At 61.2% G+C, this 1,742-nt stretch carries 4 protein-coding genes; 3 read left to right on the forward strand and 1 reads right to left on the reverse strand.

All coding sequences use genetic code 11. The features are described from left to right. The 3 genes from C7401_RS44160 to C7401_RS45920 form a co-directional block, all read left to right on the forward strand. The coding region (locus C7401_RS44160; RefSeq protein WP_444980880.1) for a COG4315 family predicted lipoprotein at nucleotides 1–150 on the forward strand (150 nt) is incomplete at its 5' end. Nucleotides 151–175: 25 nt separating this feature from the next. Beyond that, the gene (locus tag C7401_RS45305; RefSeq protein ID WP_165841812.1) at nucleotides 176–331 is read left to right on the forward strand and encodes a hypothetical protein; all 156 of its coding nucleotides are present in this window, start codon (nucleotides 176–178) and stop codon (nucleotides 329–331) included. A gap of 174 nt (nucleotides 332–505) precedes the next feature. Further along, a complete protein-coding gene (locus C7401_RS45920) occupies nucleotides 506–733 on the forward strand; it encodes a GDCCVxC domain-containing (seleno)protein (protein ID WP_112178360.1) in 228 nt (75 codons plus the stop codon). Nucleotides 734–825: 92 nt separating this feature from the next. Here C7401_RS45920 and C7401_RS44170 read toward each other — a convergent pair whose 3' ends face one another. Continuing rightward, on the reverse strand, nucleotides 826–1,230 hold the full coding sequence (locus C7401_RS44170) for a glycine zipper 2TM domain-containing protein (protein WP_372460496.1): 405 nt from the start codon (nucleotides 1,228–1,230) through the stop codon (nucleotides 826–828). Between the last annotated feature and the right edge of the window lie 512 nt (nucleotides 1,231–1,742).

A 1,742-nucleotide genomic window follows, 5' to 3' on the forward strand; every position in this document is an offset into this window, starting at 1 on the left:
AACGGCGATTGGGGCTTTATTGCGACCTCTGATGGAAAACATCAGTGGACCTACAAGGGCCGTCCGCTATATCGCTTCGCACAGGACAAACAGGCCGGTCAGGTGAATGGAGACGGATTCAAGGGTATGTGGCATACCGTGAAACCCTGAAGTAGCTCAGCGCGCGTTCGAGTCAGTGCAGCAGTACGATGCCAGCAGCAGTTTCGCGTTTCTCAATGACCGATATGTGCTGAATGCCGGGATGTTCGATGTCTCGCGCGACAACGTCGCGGCGCTCACCACGGTCAATGACGTCGAAAGCATGGTCTTCGACAGCCCAAGGACAACGTGAGCCGCGATATCGCTCGATGCGACGATCACGCGACAGTGGAATTTGATCACCAAATTTACCGCTTCGGATGCGAAGATCAACGACAACCCTCAAGGCGCGGCAGCGCGGCGATGGCGCCCTGGCGGCCGAACGTTGGCACGCGCTAAAGCCAGAGACGCGGTAGCCCCAATGAAGATGAATGCTGTAATCCTCGAATCCGAATTGACCTGCCCTCTGTGCGGCTTTGCCTGGAAAGAGGCCATGCCAACGGACGCTTGCAAGTTCTACCGGGAGTGCCCGTCCTGCCGTGCCCTCTTGCGCCCCAAGCCAGGTGACTGTTGCGTGTTCTGCTCCTACGGCTCTGTGGCCTGTCCGCCGATCCAGCTACAGCGATGCTGCTGCACTCCGCAAACCGACCGATGATGTTGACACGCGAGAAGCTCGACTCCGAGCGAATGGTATCGACGGGTGCGGAGGTGCGTATCCTCGCAAGCTCTCCCGGCTGAGAAAGCTCATCACGACGCGGTCAACGTATCACCGTCGACGTGGACGGGCTCGCCAGCGGCCAGCTCTGGCTGGGACGAATAGCTGAAGTTCCGGTAGCTGCCGTCGGCCATTCGCAACTGAACCTGATAGTTGGTGGTCTTGCGCACCTCATGTTCGATACCGTTACCCGAGAGGCCTCCACCAATGGCCGCCGCGATTGTGGCGAGCGTGCGGCCACGCCCCTGCCCGATCTGATTCCCGAGCATCCCTCCCGCGACGGCCCCGCCCACAGCACCGAGCCCGGTTGAAGGCTCAGGCGCCTGAACCGCATTGATTGCGACGATTGCGCCCGAGTCCGGATCGAGGGCCGGCTGCGTCGGCAGCGTGGACTCGGACGCACGTCGATAGACCGCGGCATTCGTATACCGGGGCACTGGCGCATCATGCTCATGACGGACGGGTTCGGGTCGTATCGACGTTCTGACGACAGGGGAGCAGCGACAAGCCCCGCATTAGGCACACGTGCGTGCCCGCGTGAGCATCGGCAGCGACTGCCTGCACGATCCGACGCCCATACCCGCCTTTATCGGACGCGCGAGGGTAGACTACCTCCCGGCAGTCGTACACTCGAATCGGCTCGCTCAACCCCTGCGAATTATGAGTAGCCAGTAGCCTGTGCCTTGAGCGCCTGACGACTGCGCGGGTCGTTTCCTGCGGGGTGACCGGAGCGCGCGCGGCAGCTGCGTGACCTGCCTGCCGCCGATCCAACCAATGCCTCCGGCCTCGCCCCCGGGACTATCGTAACCTGCGGTTGCTCGCATAGGCACTCGCTGAATACCCCGGACGGAATACGGCCCTGTCACACGATCGTTGCGCCACCGTCAGTAATCAGAGTCTGACCAGTCGCATAGGACTGCTGCATGAAATATAGGTAGCCTTGAGCAAT

Origin of the sequence: Paraburkholderia unamae (assembly GCF_003268775.1) — a bacterium.
Taxonomy (GTDB): Bacteria; Pseudomonadota; Gammaproteobacteria; order Burkholderiales; family Burkholderiaceae; genus Paraburkholderia; species Paraburkholderia unamae.